Annotated in this window: 18 protein-coding genes; 16 read left to right on the forward strand and 2 right to left on the reverse strand. The window is 36.0% G+C overall.

Annotated features, from left to right (window positions below; translation table 11 throughout):
- The first annotated feature begins 56 nt into the window (after positions 1-56).
- From JBW_RS26015 to JBW_RS11235, 13 genes are all read left to right on the forward strand, one after another.
- Positions 57-185, forward strand: a complete 129-nt coding sequence (locus tag JBW_RS26015; protein WP_007956574.1) for a hypothetical protein — start codon at positions 57-59, stop codon at positions 183-185.
- Complete coding sequence (locus JBW_RS26225) at positions 178-312, forward strand: hypothetical protein (protein WP_419177836.1); 135 nt, start codon at positions 178-180, stop codon at positions 310-312. The genes JBW_RS26015 and JBW_RS26225 overlap by 8 nt, the downstream gene beginning before the upstream one ends.
- Positions 284-394, forward strand: a complete 111-nt coding sequence (locus JBW_RS26230) for an HAD hydrolase-like protein (RefSeq protein ID WP_419177841.1) — start codon at positions 284-286, stop codon at positions 392-394. The genes JBW_RS26225 and JBW_RS26230 overlap by 29 nt, the downstream gene beginning before the upstream one ends.
- On the forward strand, positions 384-518 hold the full coding sequence (locus JBW_RS26020) for a hypothetical protein (protein WP_268747884.1): 135 nt from the start codon (positions 384-386) through the stop codon (positions 516-518). The genes JBW_RS26230 and JBW_RS26020 overlap by 11 nt, the downstream gene beginning before the upstream one ends.
- 70 nt (positions 519-588) lie before the next feature.
- Positions 589-1,398, forward strand: a complete 810-nt coding sequence (mtnP, locus tag JBW_RS11195; RefSeq protein ID WP_007956565.1) for an S-methyl-5'-thioadenosine phosphorylase — start codon at positions 589-591, stop codon at positions 1,396-1,398.
- A 15-nt stretch (positions 1,399-1,413) separates the two neighbouring features.
- A complete protein-coding gene (gene mtnA / locus JBW_RS11200; RefSeq protein WP_007956562.1) occupies positions 1,414-2,463 on the forward strand; it encodes an S-methyl-5-thioribose-1-phosphate isomerase in 1,050 nt (349 codons plus the stop codon).
- 1 nt (position 2,464) lies between these two features.
- Positions 2,465-3,706: an adenosylhomocysteinase gene (locus tag JBW_RS11205; RefSeq protein ID WP_007956549.1), complete on the forward strand. Its 1,242-nt coding sequence runs from the start codon at positions 2,465-2,467 to the stop codon at positions 3,704-3,706.
- Positions 3,707-3,849: 143 nt separating this feature from the next.
- Positions 3,850-5,139: an amidohydrolase gene (locus JBW_RS11210; RefSeq protein WP_007956534.1), complete on the forward strand. Its 1,290-nt coding sequence runs from the start codon at positions 3,850-3,852 to the stop codon at positions 5,137-5,139.
- A 279-nt stretch (positions 5,140-5,418) separates the two neighbouring features.
- Complete coding sequence (locus JBW_RS11215) at positions 5,419-5,766, forward strand: ASCH domain-containing protein (RefSeq protein ID WP_036681013.1); 348 nt, start codon at positions 5,419-5,421, stop codon at positions 5,764-5,766.
- Between the two features lie 77 nt (positions 5,767-5,843).
- Complete coding sequence (pduL, locus tag JBW_RS11220) at positions 5,844-6,419, forward strand: phosphate propanoyltransferase (RefSeq protein WP_007956530.1); 576 nt, start codon at positions 5,844-5,846, stop codon at positions 6,417-6,419.
- A gap of 532 nt (positions 6,420-6,951) precedes the next feature.
- Positions 6,952-7,623 carry a response regulator transcription factor gene (locus JBW_RS11225; RefSeq protein ID WP_007956528.1) on the forward strand — a complete coding sequence of 224 codons (672 nt, stop codon included), beginning with the start codon at positions 6,952-6,954 and terminating at the stop codon, positions 7,621-7,623.
- Positions 7,623-8,900, forward strand: coding sequence for a sensor histidine kinase (locus JBW_RS11230; protein ID WP_007956526.1), 1,278 nt, complete (start codon positions 7,623-7,625; stop codon positions 8,898-8,900). The genes JBW_RS11225 and JBW_RS11230 overlap by 1 nt, the downstream gene beginning before the upstream one ends.
- Positions 8,901-9,067: 167 nt before the next feature.
- A complete protein-coding gene (locus tag JBW_RS11235; RefSeq protein WP_007956525.1) occupies positions 9,068-9,994 on the forward strand; it encodes a patatin-like phospholipase family protein in 927 nt (308 codons plus the stop codon).
- Positions 9,995-10,174: 180 nt separating this feature from the next.
- Here the strand turns inward: JBW_RS11235 and JBW_RS26025 are convergent, their stop codons facing one another.
- Both JBW_RS26025 and JBW_RS11240 read right to left on the reverse strand, forming a co-directional pair.
- On the reverse strand, positions 10,175-10,297 hold the full coding sequence (locus JBW_RS26025; RefSeq protein WP_007956524.1) for a hypothetical protein: 123 nt from the start codon (positions 10,295-10,297) through the stop codon (positions 10,175-10,177).
- A 150-nt stretch (positions 10,298-10,447) separates the two neighbouring features.
- Entirely contained in the window at positions 10,448-10,777 is a 330-nt protein-coding gene (locus tag JBW_RS11240) for a hypothetical protein (protein WP_235334192.1), read from the reverse strand.
- A 453-nt stretch (positions 10,778-11,230) separates the two neighbouring features.
- Between JBW_RS11240 and miaB the strand changes: the two genes are divergently transcribed.
- The 3 genes from miaB to mutL all read left to right on the forward strand — a co-directional run bounded on the left by miaB (position 11,231) and on the right by mutL (position 17,085).
- A complete protein-coding gene (gene miaB, locus JBW_RS11245) occupies positions 11,231-12,607 on the forward strand; it encodes a tRNA (N6-isopentenyl adenosine(37)-C2)-methylthiotransferase MiaB (protein ID WP_007956521.1) in 1,377 nt (458 codons plus the stop codon).
- 66 nt (positions 12,608-12,673) lie between these two features.
- A complete protein-coding gene (gene mutS, locus JBW_RS11250; protein WP_007956516.1) occupies positions 12,674-15,268 on the forward strand; it encodes a DNA mismatch repair protein MutS in 2,595 nt (864 codons plus the stop codon).
- Positions 15,265-17,085, forward strand: coding sequence for a DNA mismatch repair endonuclease MutL (mutL, locus tag JBW_RS11255; RefSeq protein WP_007956514.1), 1,821 nt, complete (start codon positions 15,265-15,267; stop codon positions 17,083-17,085). Before mutS ends, mutL begins: the two co-directional genes overlap by 4 nt.
- The last annotated feature ends 26 nt before the right edge of the window (positions 17,086-17,111 follow it).

Genomic DNA, 17,111 nt, shown 5'->3' on the forward strand with positions numbered 1-17,111 from the left:
GCAAGTTTACTTCTCTGAAGATCCATGCGTTTTTTTGAAAAACACTAAGGAGTGCAATGGAACATTATGGACCAGATCAAGTTGAGGAGTTAATTCAGACTTATCGAGAATATAGCCTAGTTCATCATGATCAAATGACTAAAATCTTTAGCGGTGTAGCAAAAAACCATTCGAGCATTGCATGAAGCCGGTATTATAACGGCTATCGTTACTTCAAAGACAAAGAAAACAACGTTGCATGGACTAACATTATTTAATTTAGATCAACTATTTTCCGGTAATTATTGGTGCAGATCAGTGTCAAAATCATAAGCCTCATCCGGAACCAATTCAGAAAGCTTTACTTCAATTAGAGATAAAACCTGAAGAATGCTTAATGGTAGGTGAGTGCTAAACAAGCTGGTGTAAAGACAGTCGCTGTTCGTTGGACTCGCGTATCATGGGAGATGATTTTACATGAGACGCCAGACTTTACTTTAGAGAATATGCATGAGTTATTAACTATTTGTGGTGTTTAATAAATTTAGTAGTTTATTGTGAAGCCTACTATATAGTACAATAGAAGAAATAGTAGCAAGCTATATTGAAATGGTTGGTGAGAATATGATACATATAGGAATTATTGGTGGTACTGGAGTATATGATCCTAATATCTTAGAAAATGTACAGCAAGATGAAGTCCTAACGCCTTATGGCTCAGTGTCTTATAAAGTTGGTGATTTTGCAGGAAAGAGTATCGCTTTTATTCCCCGACATGGCAGCAAGCATTCGATTGCGCCACATTTAATCAATTATCAAGCCAATATTTGGGCTATGAAAAAAATTGGTGTTAAAATAATTTTAGCAACGGCTGCGGTAGGCTCTTTGAATTTAGATATGAAGTTAGGGGATTTTGTTTTAATCGATCAATTCATTGACTTTACTAAAAATAGGAAAAGTACATTTTATGAAGGTGGAAAAAGAAAAGTAGTTCATGTGGATTTAACAACGCCTTATTGCTCTGCTTTAAGAAAAAAAATATTAGCAGTTGCTCAAGAGAATGGCATTGTGGTTCATAAATATGGAACGTATGTTTGTACCGAAGGACCACGGTTTGAAACACCAGCTGAAATTTGTATGTTCGCTAAGTTTGGTGGGCATTTGGTGGGGATGACTAATGTGCCGGAAGTGGTATTGGCTCGTGAAGCTGAGATGTGCTATGCGACTATTGCTATGGTAACAAACTATGCAGCAGGTATTTCATCCCAGCCTTTAACCTATGGTGAAGTGTTTCACGTTATGAATGCGAATACAGAAAAGCTAAAAAAAGTCCTTATGAATACTATTAAATGTATTGATTTTGAAGCTGACTGTAGCTGCCAACAAGCTTTAAAAGAATATGGTGGTTTTAAATTATAAAGAGAGGTGATAAATTTGTTGCAGACAATAGAGTGGAAAAATAGTACGCTATGGTTATTAGACCAAACCCTGTTGCCTAATCGTATTGAATTTATTGAATGTCATAACTTTCAAAGAGTAGCGCAAGCAATAAAAAGGTTAGAAGTCCGCGGAGCTCCTGCTATTGGTGCTGCGGCTGCATTTGGCTTGGTTCTTGGAGCGAAGGAACTTTGTAATGATTCTGACTTTGGGACCAGTATCGAGAGGGTGGCCGAGGAATTACGACAGACCAGACCTACTGCTGTAAATCTGTTTTGGGCAATTGAGAGAATGATGTCTATTATTCATAAAGCGAATCGTGACAAAGATATTATTGATTTGGTAAAGGATTTAGAAAAAGAGGCTATTTCCATTGCCAGTGAAGATTGCGCTATGAATCATAAGATTTCTCAATATGGTGCTCAGTTATTTAATGAGCCCGTATCGATTCTTACCCATTGCAATGCTGGAGCCTTGGCGACTGCTGGTTTTGGGACCGCTTTAGGAGTAATTCGCCAAGCCTTCTCTGAAGGGAAGATTACCCGGGTATTTGCTGATGAAACTAGGCCATTGCTTCAGGGTGCTCGTTTGACAGCATGGGAATTGATGCAGGAAAATATTCCAGTTACTCTAATTACAGATAATATGGCAGGCTGGGTTATGAAAAAAAATATGGTACAGGTTGTTATCGTCGGAGCCGATAGAATTACTTTAAATGGTGATGTGGCGAATAAAATTGGCACTTATAGTGTGGCAGTATTAGCCAAAGAACATAATATACCTTTTTATGTGGCTGCCCCTGTTTCTACTTTTGATTTTACTATGGACAGTGGTCTGGATATTCCGATTGAAGAAAGACATGCCGATGAGGTAGCCCAGTTTGCTGGAGTTCTGACAGCGCCAGAAGGTGTAGAAGTTTTTAATCCTGCATTTGATGTCACACCTAATTCCTTAATTTCAGCAATTATAACGGAATATGGTGTACTGGAACAACCTTATCATGAGGCAATTATTGCATTACAACAAAAAATTAAAGGAGTGCTGTAAAATGGAATCAATTATTCGCGATATAAAATTGGCATCACAAGGTCATGATAAAATTAATTGGGTTAAAGAATTTATGCCTGTGTTAAACGTATTAAATGAGGATCTGTCAAAGAATAAACCTTTAAGTGGTAAGAATGTAGTTATAACTATGCATCTAGAAGCTAAGACGGCTTATTTAGCCTTAGTTCTAAGAAATGCAGGAGCAAATGTTGCTGTAACTGGAAGCAATCCATTATCGACTCAAGATGATGTAGCGGCCGCTTTAGTGGAAGAAGGCATTAAGGTTTTTGCCTGGTATAATACCACAACTGAAGAGTACGAGAAGTTTTTACATAAAGCTTTAGATACTAAGCCGGATATCATTGTTGATGATGGGGGCGATTTAGTATCGTTGCTTCATGGTGAGCGAAGTGAGTTACTATCTAATATCTTGGGAGGATCTGAAGAGACTACAACCGGTGTTATACGTTTAAAATCCTTAGCAGCTGAAGGACGTTTGAAGTTCCCTATGGTAGCCGTAAATGACGCATATTGTAAGTATTTATTTGATAATCGATATGGTACAGGTCAATCAACCTGGGATGGTATTATGCGCACGACTAACCTTACTGTCACAGGTAAAACCGTTGTAGTTGCTGGATACGGCTGGTGCGGCAAAGGTGTAGCAATGCGTGCTAAAGGATTGGGTGCAAATGTAATCGTTACAGAAATTGATCCTATAAAAGCCATTGAAGCCGTATATGATGGCTTTAGGGTGATGACCATGGCGGAAGCTGCAAAGTATGGTGATATTTTTGTGACTTTAACAGGTTGCAAAAATGTTATTCGTGGTGAACATATTACTGCTATGAAGTCTGGAGCCGTTTTGGCTAATGCAGGTCATTTTGATCTTGAAATTAATAAAGATGAACTTGCAGAATTAGCAGTTTCTCGACGGACAGTGCGTAAAAATATTGAAGTATTTGTTATGAAAGATGATCGTAAGATCTATTTATTAGCTGAAGGACGTTTGGTTAATCTTGCCGCTGGCGATGGACATCCTACTGAAATTATGGATTTATCCTTTGCTATGCAGGCGTTGGCGGTATTGCATATTTTAGAAAATCATAAGGAAATGAAAAATGAAGTATATAATTTACCTGATGAAGTTAATTCTGAAGTTGCTAGACTTAAATTACATGCTTTGGGTATGTCAATCGATGCCTTATCAAATGAACAGAAAGCTTATTTAGGACAATTTTAAATCTAAGAGTGTTTTCTAGATGGTCCAATATTGCTAAATAAAAACGGAAGTCTTACAAGTGGAGTATGCTTGTGCTATACATAAGTATAGCACCGTTTTTATGAAGAGTATTATTGGCAGCGCCAAAAAGGGAGGAAGATAGAATGACAAAAATTTTATTGAAAAATGCTGAAGTATTAGGTGCAGATGGTATTGTTAAGTCAGCTGATATTGCAGTAGAAGGTACCTTAATTCATCAGGTTGGTAAAATATCAGCTGAGTGGCACGCTGACAAGGTGATCGATTGCACAAATAAATTGGCAATACCTGGTTTAGTTAATACACATACACACGCAGCTATGACGCTTTTTCGTAGCTATGCTGATGATATGGTACTAATGGATTGGTTGCAGAATAAGATTTGGCCAGCTGAGGGAAATTTAGTTGCTGAAGATGTGTACTGGGGTACATCATTAGCAATTGCAGAAATGATAAAATCAGGTACTACTACTTTTTCCGATATGTATTTTCACATGCCTCAAGTAGCTGAAGCTGTAGCTGAAAGTGGTATAAGAGCTGTATTAGCTAGAGGTATGGCAGGAGTAGCACCAAATGGTGAACAAGCATTGATAGAAAGTGAAGATTTTTTCCAACAATATCATAATGCTGCTGATGGTCGTATTACTGTAATGCTTGGACCTCATGCGCCTTATACTTGTCCGCCGGAATATTTGAAGCGAGTGGCGAATCTGGCACAACGTTTAGGAGCAGAAATTCACATCCACTTATCTGAAACATTCGGAGAAGTAGTTGAATGTAAAAAAAAGCATGGAAAATCGCCAATTGAATTAATGAAAGATCTGGGCGTACTTGAATGTGGCGTATTAGCTGCTCATTGTGTACATGTATCGGATGCAGATATACTTCTTATGAAAGAGGCAAATGTTAGAGTTGCTCATAATCCTGGAAGTAATATGAAATTAGCAAGTGGCGTTGCTCCTGTACCTGCTATGTTGAAAGCGGGGTTATGCGTAGGGTTAGGTACCGACGGTGCAGCTAGTAATAATAATTTAGATATGCTGGAGGAACTAAGATTAGTAGCTATGTTACATAAGGTTCATGCTCTGGATCCATTATTGATACCTGCTAATACTGCTGTAAGCATGGCTACAGCTAATGGTGCTCAGGCTTTGGGGCTTGGCAATGTAGCGGGTAGGATTGCACCTGGGCTTAAAGCCGACATTACATTATTTAATATGCATGCTCCTCACTGGTATCCACGTCATGATAGGGTATCACTACTAGCATATTCTGCTGGAGCTGGGGATGTTCATACAGTAATGGTGGATGGTAAAATTCTATTAGATAACAAATGTTTAACGACCATTGATGAAGAGCGGCTCATGTATGAGGCTGATAGACGTGGTAGGCACCTAGTTCAGCATCAATCCTAATCCTGTGTGTGTCGGGGTATTTTTCGTAAGCCTGTGTTGGTGTCAATCGGAATACGTCCGGTATGCTTCATTCCTTCTCTTTGTTTTACTAAATATCCACTCGCCGCTATATTTATAGTTTTAAAGTTGATGCTGTACTAGTCAAATAAAAGTTTTAAAACATAGTTTTCTTTCATAAGTTAAATTGAATCAAAAGGATTTAAAGAGGATTTAAAGCCAAATATCACGAATACATAATTCTAACAGGAATGGATTAGTTATTTTAAGGAGGTATGAATGCTGCGTGCTTTAAATTTTTATTCATCCAATTATCATAGCCAATTAATCTGTAGGCGTAAGACTTGCACCATTCGCCGCGGAGATAAAACTCATAAATACAATGAGGGTGATATTATATGGGTAACAGTTGGAAAACGCTTTGCTCAAAAGAAGAAAATATATACCGCTGTTATTGATCGAGTTTTAGTTAAACCCATATCTCAATTAACAAAAGAAGATTTACAAGGAGAGAATCCTGAAATTACGAATGTTGATGATTTGATGGTCTTTTTACAAAGTATCTATGATAAAACATTTACATTAAGTGATACTGTGACTGTAGTGTATTTTTCAGAAATTATTGAATAAGTATTCTACCGAAATTTTTTATGCGTATAATATAAACTATATTATAAATATATTTATTTTTGAGGAGTGTTTATAGCATGTTAGAAACAAAAGTTCCAGTAGGTATTTCAGCAAGACATATCCATGTATCCCAAGCAGATTTGGATATTTTATATGGAGAAGGGTATCAGCTCACTATTAAGAAAGACTTATTACAGGTAGGGCAGTTTGCTGCTAATGAAACAGTGGATTTGGTTACAGAGAAATCTTCTTTTAAAAATGTTCGAATTTTAGGACCTGTGCGTAAGCAAACTCAGGTGGAAATAGCTCTTACAGATGCATTAAAGCTTAAAATAGGCATTCCAGTTCGTGAGTCAGGAGATACAAAGGGCTCTGCCGGCATTACTGTTGTTGGACCTAAAGGTACAGTGACTCTTGAAGAGGGTGTTATTGCTGCAGGGCGCCATATCCATATGAGCATTGATGATGCTCAAAAATTTGGTGTACAGGATAATGACATTGTTAAAGTGCGTTGTGACGGCGAAAGAGGTTTGACTTTTGATAATGTATTAATAAGAGTTCATGAAAACTTCCGCTTGGAGATGCATATTGACACTGATGAAGCAAATGCAGCAATGTGCAAAAATGGCTGTACAGTTGAAATAATTAAGTAGTAAATAAAAGAAAAGACTTGATCAACTTTCTAGAAAACGTTGATCAAGTCTTTTGGCATTTATAAACGATCAAACAGTGTACCAGATTAACAAAATGCGTTAAATTTCAGCTTTCTTTCAGAATGAAGTTTTATAATTGTTTTAAACAATACGGATGACAAACTAGCGCCTTTGCTGTTTATAATAGAAATACTATCCTCTCTTTTATATTTTTATCAGTGACAGTACTTCCATAATCGCTAACATTAGATCTGATAACACTATGATTATAAAAGGAACATATTGAATTTTATAGCATATCTTTTGTTTTTATACTGGCAGATTATGATAAAATAGAGTCTAAAGTAGATACTAACCAAAGTTAGTTAGCTAAGTACACTATGCCTAAAAATGATTTAGCACCTTTTTGCGCAACAATTTCTAATTCAGTAATGTAGAAAATACATTTGAAAAAATTATATTCTACAAAAAAGAATCATTCGAGAATAGAGGTTTAAGTAGAGTCCTATCAAATAGGAAGGGATAAAAGAGGATGCAAATTTTACTTGCTGAAGATGATCTTCGCCTTGGTAGATTAATCAAACATATGTTTGAAAGAGAAGGAGCGAAAATAGACTGGGTAGTGGAAGGCGAAGCGGCATTTGAGTATGCAGTTTATTCTTCTTATGACATTATTATTCTAGATTGGATGATGCCTGGAGAAAGTGGGCTCAGTGTATGTGATCGATTAAGAAAGCATGGATATCAAGGAGTCATTTTAATGTTAACGGCTAAGGATGCAGTAGAAGATCGGGTTTCAGGTCTTGATACAGGGGCTGATGATTATCTTGTTAAACCCTTTGAATTTTCTGAACTAATGGCTCGAATTCGTGCCCTTTTCCGACGCAGTAATAATAAACTGATAGAGGATATTGTTATAATTGGAAAGCTTATTTTCAATAGGACCACCAAAATTATGAAGTATGATTCAAGGGAAATTTGTCTTTCTGGAAGAGAGTTTCAAATGTTGGATTTGCTTATTCAAAATAGAGGTCAAGTAGTTCCTCGTGAGGTCATATTAGATCGCGTGTGGGGACTTGAATCTGAGGTAACATCAAATAATTTGGATGCCTATGTCCGGCTTTTACGAAAGAAGATAGACTCGCCTGATGGTAAGACATTTATTCATACTGTTCGGGGAGTTGGATATAGGTTGGAGGAATAGTGTTTAGTAGAATCAGAAAACATCTTACTTTTTTATATTCAGGAATTATGGTTTTTTTTCTGCTGACTTTTGTAGGATTTACCTATATTGGGTTAACATGGGCTGTTTATTCAGAAGAAAAGCAGGAATTACTTCTTTTTGCGGAAGAAGAGGCTCAGGAGCATTCTTTGTTTTTGCAGCACCAGGAATTACTGCGGCAAACGCCTCAAGATGAATATCGGGGAGGAAGAATGTTTTTCTATGCATTTGGCAATGATGGAAAGCTTGCTAACGCAGCAGAAGCTTCCTCTATATTTCAGGATCGTATTGTGGAGAAAATTAATACATGGGATGTCGAAGATGGAGATGTAGTGCTATTGATGCCAGACGTACATAATAATAGGGCAATTGTTATGATGGCGTCTCTTCCGGTAATGTATGGCGAAGAGCATTTAGGAAAGATATATGTAGGACGAGATGTTACTGCATTTTATCAAGTATTAAAGAATGTTTTTCTCATTTTGACAATTATATCTCTACTCTTTCTTTTTCTTGCCTCAGGAGGAGGTTATATGATGGCAGGTCGTGCCATTATTCCCATAAAGAAGTCTTATGATCGCCAGCGGGAATTTGTTGCAGATGCATCTCATGAACTTCGGACACCATTAAGTATATTCATGGCCTCTGTAGAGGCCATACAAAGAGATAAGGAGAGCAAAATATCCCCTTTTGCTGAGTTAGTATTGGCTGATATGAAAGATGAGATAAAGAAAATGTCTAAGACTGTTAGTGATATGTTAACTTTAGCACGAAGTGATGCCGAGGCAACTACGATTCTGAAAGAAAAATTTAACTTATTGGATATTGTTGAACAAGTTTTACGCTCATTACAGCCTTTAGCTAATGAGAAAAACATCCAGCTCAGTTTTGAAAACCCAATAGAAAAAGTAATTTTGGCGGATAAGGAACGTATTCGCCAACTGCTTTTAATTCTGTTAGATAATGCAATAAAATATACTCCACCTCAGGGAAAGGTATCTGTTGGATTGGAATTTTCTACAAAAGTACCTGATATTAAGATCATAATAAAAGATTCTGGAATGGGAATTCCTGCTGAAGATCAAGAACTCATCTTTGAACGATTTTATCGTGTTGATAAAACTCGTTCAAGAGAAATTGGTGGAACTGGATTAGGGTTGTCCATTGCAAAATGGATTGTATTAGCTCATGGAGGAAGTGTGAAAATAGAGAGTCAGATGGGGCAAGGATCAACATTTATAATCATCTTACCACAGTAAAACCCGGAGGTTTATTACTGTGGATTTTTTTGTAAATATTTTACTGCATTAACGAATTTGTATTAAGTGAAAAAATACACCATAGGGTTAGTTTTTTACATATTATGTGACACCGTATTGCATCTGCTATTCATAGAATATAGTAAGTGTGTATATGAGGTGATGTTATGACTGGCAAAAGTAATGAATACAAGTTAAATAATAGAAAGCAAAAGGTAGGAGTAGCCTTGAGTGGCGGTGGCATTCGAGGCATGGCACACATAGGAGTACTAAAAGTATTAGTTGAACATAACATTCCGATTGATATGATTAGCGGGACCAGCGCAGGTGCGATCATTGCTAGTATGTATGCTTGTGGCTATACTCCACAACAAATGCAGAATATGATACAAAATATTAAAATGGATGAGCTAATTGACTTAAATGTTACTGTCGGCGATCTCTTCAAGCACGGTATGAAATGGTTGTTTAATGGTGCGTTTCGTTTTTGGTCTGTATTACCTACTGGTTTTATAAAAGGGGAAAAGGTAGAACAATATTTTTATCATTTATGGCAGAATAAGACTGTAAGAGATACCCAGATTCCAATTGCCATTACGGCTGTTGATTTACATTCTGCAGATACTATATTCTTTACTACTCCAGTCTTTGATCGCCGTGGTATTTTAAATGCAAGATATTATCATAATACCTCATTAACAGAAGCTGTTCGTGCAAGTATTTCAATACCAGGAATATTCTTTCCAAAGAAATATCGAAGTATGACATTAGTAGATGGGGCAGTTAAAAATAATTTGCCAACTGATATTTTGCGTCATATGGGGGCTGATATAGTAATCGGAGTGGATTTAGGCTATGATGGTCAGTTTAACTATGATATTAAGACTGTAGGAGAAATATTAATACAATGTATTGAAATAATGGGGCGGGAAGTAACCTTACTTAAAGCAGAGCAATATGCTGATATTATTATTCGCCCTAATACTTTTGAAACAAAATTTAAAGATACGAAACAAGCTTTGCTATGTATAGGTCAAGGAGAACAAGCTGCAAAAGATAAATTATCATTGATAAAAGCCTTATTGAATAATTAATCATAAACCTATAGTAGTTATTAATTACCGCTTTTTTATTAGGCGGTCTTTTTATGATTTTCATCAGTGAAATTAAGTATAGCGATAATGAAAATAGCTGCTCTTGATAGAGCAGCCAATACAAGTAAATACATTCTAAAAATACTACATATTGCAAACAAATATAGAGATGAATGTTGCTTATTGATGAGCTTTTTTTTCTTCTTTGGAATCTTTAGATGATATGGTAGTGGTTTTCATATTTTTCAATGCTTGTTGTTGTTTATTCCATTCATTCGTACGATCAGGATGCTTTTCACCCATAATTATCACCTCCTGATTTAGCTTTCCCAAGGCTTTTTATTAAATTCAACGTATATTATTCTAAAATAACATGGGAAGATTTAGTTAATTATAGTTAAAAGCCTAATTCCAACTCATTTGTTGGATTTAGGCTTTAACTATAATTCAGATTTAATTGCTAGAAGTAATGGTGGTAGCGTCTGTATCGCAGATACCGCCAGGAGCAATAAATAAGATTTGTTCAACATTAACAGCGATAATTGTACCTACGGGGAATTCCGGTCCATTTATTACATCAACTGGACACGTTAATTGTAATAGAATAAATTCGGAATCCTCCTGCACGCTAACATAAGTTGGTTCCTTACAATGGCGGTTTTCTATTTCGCCTAGAAATGTTCCAGTTAAAGAGTATTCTTCGAGTACTACCGTTAAAATTAAGCCACCAGTAAGATCAAAACCCTTTCCTTTTGGATATTTCATTTGTCTCTGCTCCTTCATTCATTTTAGTCATATATAATAATCACCTGCTGTATACTATTCGTGGTTTATAGTAAAGGTGACATAGTAAGTTATTGTTCATTATCTTTTATTAAAATACAAAGAATTTAACGAATAAATGAGTGCTGAACTGTAACAATATATTAAAATGAAACCATGTCTGGAAAAAGAGTGATGGAATTAGTGGAAAAGGAAATCAAGACGATTAAAATATAACGTTGATAGCAATATTTATTATCAAATCAATTAAGATTATTGCTAAATTTTAATAGTTCAAACTTTTAGCAAAGTAATAATGAAAATATAATAAGTAGGAGAAAAAACTAGCCATTCATAATTGAGCTAGTTTTTTTTATTAAAAGTTGATCGTATCATCTTAAGCTTGTTTGATAAACTGATTCATTTAAGCTATAATATTGAAGAATAATGTAGAATTTATGGGAGTTGATATATATGTCAAAACCAGATCAATATAATGTAGAAATACCATCAAATGAAATGAAGGATTCCAATATAAAATATTTTACTACGTATACTTATGGTTGCCAAATGAACCATCATGACTCTGAGCGATTAGCTGGTCAACTTAAAAGTATTGGTTATGAATATACTGAGAGTCTAGAGGACGCCAGTTTTATTTTAATTAATACTTGCTGTGTACGAGAAAGCGCTGAGAAAAAAATCTATGGTAAAATCGGAGAACTGAAAAATTTAAAAGTAAGCAATCCGAATCTCATTATTGCCATTGCGGGTTGCATGGCTCAAAAGGATAAAGAAAAGTTATTTAAAAAAGCTCCACATATCGATTTAATTATTGGTACTCACAACGTGCATCAGTTGGTAGAGATTGTAAAAGAGTTTGAGGAATCAAAAGATCGCGTTTTAGCGGTTTGGGATCAAGCCGAACGTTTAGCACCTGACGTACCTACGATACGTCGCGGAAAAATTTCAGCGTGGGTACCTATTATGTATGGTTGCAATAATTTTTGTACATATTGTATTGTACCTTATGTGAGGGGACGTGAACGGAGCCGCCCTTTACATGATATTATAGAGGAAATTTATCAATTAGGACTAGACGGATTTAAAGAGATTACATTATTAGGACAAAATGTTAATTCCTATGGCAATGATACAAAAGAATATGGTGATTTTGCTGATTTACTTAAGGCCGTTGATCAAGTGGAAACCATTGAACGTGTTCGCTATATGACATCTCATCCACGTGATATAAACGATAAGGTAATTGATACGATTTTAAATAGTAAAAAAATCTGTGATCATTTTCATTTACCTGTTCAGTCAGGTAGTGATACCATTTTAAAAATGATGAATAGAGGCTATACAACTGACTATTATCGTGAACTAGTTAGAAAAATTCGCAAAGCTATTCCTCATGCGAGTCTTACTACTGATATTATTGTAGGTTTTCCTGGTGAAACTGATGAATTATTTCAAGAAACTCTTGAATTTCTTAAAGAAATTCGCTTTGATGCTTCCTATACATTTTTGTATTCCAAACGTTCTGGTACACCAGCAGCTACAATGGCTGATCAAGTACCTTTGGTAGTCAAAAAAGAAAGACTGCAAAAATTAATGGATGTACAGAATGATATAAGTTTAGAAATTAATCAACAATTTACAGATACTGTAGTAACTGTTATAGTGGAGGGGCCTAGTCAAAGAGATGAGAACAGGCTTATTGGGCGTACCACCACTAATAAGATAGTTCTATGGGACAAGCAAGGAACAGAGGAAGTTGGTCAGCTTGCAAATATTAAAATTACAACTGCACAAACCTGGATATTAAAGGGAAAACTAATTGATTAACATAATTTATATAACGACATCCTTTTTTATAATCTCGACTACACCAAGGAAGAGAGGCAAACACCTATGACGATAAAGTATACCCCTATGATGGAACAATATTTGGAGATTAAAAGTAAGCATGAAAATGAAATTTTATTTTTTCGTATGGGAGATTTTTATGAGATGTTTTTTACGGATGCAGAGCTGGCATCACGTGAATTAGAAATTACACTTACAGCAAGAGATGGCGGACAACGTGTTCCTATGTGTGGTATACCTTATCATGCAGCAGATACTTATATTGCGAAATTGATTAGCAAAGGCTATAAAGTAGCCATTTGTGAACAAGTCGAAGATCCAAAGCAAGCCAAGGGGATCGTTAAGCGTGAGGTTATCAAAATTATTACTCCGGGTACCATAATTGCCGAAAATCTTTTACCAGATAATAATAATAACTATCTGGCAGTGTTATATGAAGAAGAGGAAGAGCTAATTCTTGCTGCTGCTGATATTTCAACAGGTGAATGTCTCTGGGCAACCTTTTTAGGCTCTCAGCGATTAACAGCATTATACGATCAATTATTTCGATTAATGCCTACGGAGTTAGTATTAGCAAGCAAAATTGAAAACATCGAAAAGTTAAATACTTTTATTAGTAATCGCATATCTCATTGTACTCATACAACGTTAGCAATTGATAATCTAAAGCTAGTTAGCGATTTACCAAAGCAGCATTTTATGATGGATGATTTGCCTCAACAAGACGTGGCTCTTGCTGCCATTGGTTGTTTATTATATTATTTACACCAGACGGTAAAAACCGATTTGTCACATATCAATCGGCTTATAAATTATAATGCATTTGAATATTTGACAATTGATTCGACCAGTATGCGTAATTTGGAGGTGACACGCAACGTAAGAGATGGGGGTAAAAAAGATACCCTGCTTTATGTGTTAGATTATACAAAAACGGCAATGGGTGGCCGTTTGCTCAAAAAGTGGTTGGAATACCCATTAATGAATACAACTCATATTATACAACGACAAGACTCTATTGCAGAACTTTTAGAAAAACCCACATTGCGTCAAACCATCCATGAAACATTAGCTAATATTTATGACCTTGAACGAATTTTAACTCGTATTGAAGTAGGTACTGCAAGCGCTCGTGATTTAATTGCCTTAAAGTCCTCATTAGTGGTATTACCTACGATCAAAGAGCAGCTACAAAAAACCAATACGATCTTTTTAAGTAATTTACACTTTTATTTGCATACTCATGTCGATCTTGTTACCTTAGTTGATACTGCTATTGTAGATAATCCACCATTCTCTGTGCGTGAGGGTGGCTTAATTAAACGTGGCTATGATCTAGAATTAGATGAATTACATACGATAGCGCGAGACAGTAAACAATTTGTGCAGGATATCGAAACGAGAGAAAGAGAAAACACCGGTATTAAGTCTCTCAAAGTCGGATATAATAAAGTTTTTGGCTATTATATTGAGGTTACTCATTCTCATACAGCTTCTGTTCCACTTAGCTATGTTCGAAAACAAACCCTAGCAAATGCGGAACGCTACATTACGCCTGAGTTAAAAGAATTTGAATCTAAGATTCTCGGAGCTCAAGAAAAAATTGTTACGATTGAATATCGTCTGTTTTCTAAAATACGGGATCATATTAAAGTATATATTAAAGAAATTCAAGAAACAGCCAGACAATTAGCACAGCTTGATGCTATTATTAGTTTAAGTGAAGTTGCTTTTCGTAATAATTATATTAGACCTACAATAACCCAAACAAGAGAAATCACTATTAAAGATGGTCGTCACCCGATTGTAGAGCGACTATTAAAACGGGAGTTATTTGTTCCTAATGATAGTGAACTAAACCATCATAGTAATGAAATCATGATTATTACTGGTCCTAATATGGCAGGTAAATCCACTTATATGCGTCAAGTAGCATTACTTGTGCTTATGGCACAAATCGGTAGCTTTATTCCCGCCCGAGAAGCGATCATTAGCCCTGTTGACCGAATCTTTACCAGGGTAGGAGCCAGTGATGATTTATCAACTGGGCAAAGTACATTTATGGTAGAAATGAATGAAGTTGCACAAATACTAAAGCATGCTACATCGCAAAGCTTAATTATTTTAGATGAAATTGGACGAGGAACGAGTACCTTTGATGGGATGAGTATTGCTCGCGCTGTAATTGAATACATCAAAGAACGCGTTAAAGCTAAAACACTATTTGCGACTCATTATCATGAGCTTACAGAACTAGCTGATTATCATAAAATCGTTAAAAATTATTCCGTGGCAGTAAAAGAGAGAGGGAGCGATGTAGTTTTTTTACGCCGCATAATCCCTGGTGGTGCGGATAAAAGCTATGGTATACATGTAGCCCAGTTAGCAGGCTTACCACAAAAGGTAATTAAACGAGCGCAAGAATTGTTAGTAGAATTGGAACAAAATCATGTACAATCACAAAATCTTTCTCTTTCTGTAGAGGAATCTGCTGCTGCCACCACTCCCATGTCCCTATTCACGTCATCGACGGTAGATGAATTATTAGCAATAGACATTACAACAATTACTCCCATTGAAGCGATCAATATTCTCTATCAATTACAAAATCAGGCAAGACAGGAGTCTGGTAAATTATGAGCTTTATTCATGTCTTAGATGAAAATACAGCGAATAAAATTGCTGCAGGAGAAGTGGTTGAACGCCCATCTTCTATTGTTAAAGAACTTGTTGAAAATTCTATTGATGCACAAAGCAAAAATATCGAAATTGAAATTGCTGAAGGCGGTATTGGTTTTATTCGAATCACTGATGATGGTATTGGTATGAGTTCTGAGGATGCACAACTTGCTATTTTACGTCATGCTACGAGTAAAATTAGTGCAGCGGAAGATTTAGCAACAATCACCTCATTAGGCTTTCGTGGCGAGGCTCTTCCTAGTATTGCAGCAGTGTCTAAGTTTTCTTTGACCACCCGTCTTCATGAAAATCAATCATTGGCAACATATGTAGAGGTGGTAGGAGGAATTAACACTGACATCCGAGAAGCAGGTGGAAGTGTAGGTACAAGTATTGTCGTTAAAGACTTATTCTTTAATACTCCTGTTCGCAAGAAGTTCTTAAAAACGCCCTCTACTGAAAGCTCTCATATTCATGATATTTTAACGAAAATTGCGTTAGCCAATCCTAACATTGCCTTTAAGTTGATTAATAATAATCGATTGGTTCTTTCTACTCCTGGTAATAATCAGTTACAGGACACATTAACTAATATATATGGACAAAAAATTGCTCCTGATTTGTTGCCAGTTCATTATGAAAATACAATTGATAACATAAAAATATCCGGTTATTTATCCAAACCGACCTTGCTAAAAAGTAGTCGTCAGTGGCAAACTGTTATTGTTAATGCAAGAGTGATTAATAGTCGTTCAATAGCGAAAGCTCTGGATAATGCGTATCATTCTTTATTACCTAAGAGCGGATATCCTTTGGCTGTTTTAAATGTTAGCGTTCCCACAGATACGATTGATGTCAATGTTCATCCGCAGAAAAGTGAAGTTAAATTCAGTGATGAACAAAAAATTTTTAGAGCTGTATATAAGGCTGTCATAGAGGTTTTGTCTGCACCGCATGCTCCTGATCAACTGGCAGCTACGGTTGAGTTTAAACCTAACCCCAGCTCTTATTCTCATTCTGCTTCGAATCCATATACGAATAATGACTACAAAAAGCCTTCTTATAATGCTGTTTCTGTTCCTATAGTAAGTTCTTGGCAAGAAACTCCGCTTCCCCTAAATGTAGTGCGAGATACATTAGAGAAGGAAGAAATGATGTCCTTCGATACACCAGCTCCTAATGTGATATCAAGAATTATAGAGGATTCTCAGTTTACGTTATATCCTCTAGGACAAGTCGATGATTGCTTTATTATCAGTAAAGGTCCTGATGGTTTGTACATTATTGATCAACATGCAGCCCATGAACGTATCCTTTATGATAAAATGAGTCAACACACAGAGCGTATTCCTTCACAACAATTACTAGTACCTTTATTTTTGGATTTTGATACTACTGAAATTAATATTATTTCAGAATATCATGATACTTTCTACAAATTAGGATTCACGCTAGAATTAGCTGGACCTAATACCATGCGTTTATCTGAATTACCTAGTGATATTCCATTGTCAGAAACGGAGGCGTCGATTAGGCAAATATTAGAATATATTCAAAATATGCATGAGCCTAATCCACAGGAATTACGTCATCACTGCCTGCAAATAGCATCTTGCCGTGCTGCGATTAAGGCTGGGGAAACACTGAATATGCGGCAAATGCAAGCTTTAATTGGGGAATTGTGTAATACCCATTTGCCCTATACTTGTCCTCATGGGCGGCCTGCAATGATACGTTTTACTCCTAAAGACTTATATAAAATGTTTAAACGTACATAAATTCTAAGCAACTTGACTATACATTA

The sequence above is a fragment of the Pelosinus fermentans JBW45 genome, from assembly GCF_000271665.2.
Lineage (GTDB): Bacteria > Bacillota > Negativicutes > DSM-13327 > DSM-13327 > Pelosinus > Pelosinus baikalensis.